This window comes from Nostoc sp. UIC 10630 (assembly GCF_010747425.1).
GTDB lineage: Bacteria > Cyanobacteriota > Cyanobacteriia > Cyanobacteriales > Nostocaceae > Nostoc.
This window is the reverse complement of record NZ_JAAGOG010000477.1, coordinates 1-741: the sequence shown is the minus strand read 5'-3', so window position 1 is coordinate 741 and position 741 is coordinate 1. Positions and strand designations below refer to the sequence as shown.

Sequence of the window (741 nt, the reverse complement as noted above, 5' to 3'; positions counted from 1 at the left end):
GGAGAAAACAGCAGGAAATACAGTCGGTACAAAAATCAGCCGCAATCAAGAGATTTGGGAAAGTTTGTACATTTCGGCGCAGAGTTATCTAAATCAGCACTTGGTGAAAATGGTCAACTCTAATAAGCAAGAAGAAGAATCGAAAGTGACAGAAGGTGCAAATAAGAGGGGAAAAAAGAAAAGGGATGAACTCAACGCGACTACTGCCCCGAATGGCACTAAGAAAAGCTGAAACCTCCTTGCTGGCAGGGTGTGGAGAGCGTGGGGGGTAAGATTTCTTCCCCCCACACTCTCCACACTCAAAAATCTTGTTATATCAGGGCTTTGCGATTAACTTAGTACTATTCTGTTCTAGGTTGAATTTATTTATCGCAATCTCAGGTTGATATTTTTAGCTGTTGAAATCAGGAAAATTAATTCAGTGATTTGATTTATACTTTTAGGTTCGTCTAAATATCAAAAAAGTTTTGTCGTATGTCCAGCCTGAGTCCAGACATGGTTCGTATCTATTTGCAAGAGATTGGTCGTTACCCAATGCTAACCGCAGACCAAGAAATTGCTTATGGCAGGCAGGTACAGCAAATCATGGCAATTGAGCAAAGAAAAAATGAACTCACCCAACAACTAGATCGTGAGCCAACAATGGTCGAATTAGCTGTTGATGTTGACAAAAGTGAATTGGAAATAGCTCAAATACAAAATCTTGGGCAACGAGCCAAACAAAAAATGGTGACAGCAAAC

General features: G+C 40.4%; 1 protein-coding gene and 1 pseudogene. Both read left to right on the top strand.

Translation table 11 applies throughout. The features are described from left to right. Positions 1-232, top strand: a pseudogene (locus tag G1O98_RS38480) (abortive phage infection protein); the annotation flags it as partial. A gap of 263 nt (positions 233-495) precedes the next feature. Then, a partial coding sequence (locus G1O98_RS38475; RefSeq protein WP_345940648.1) for a sigma-70 factor domain-containing protein occupies positions 496-741 on the top strand: 246 nt, incomplete at its 3' end.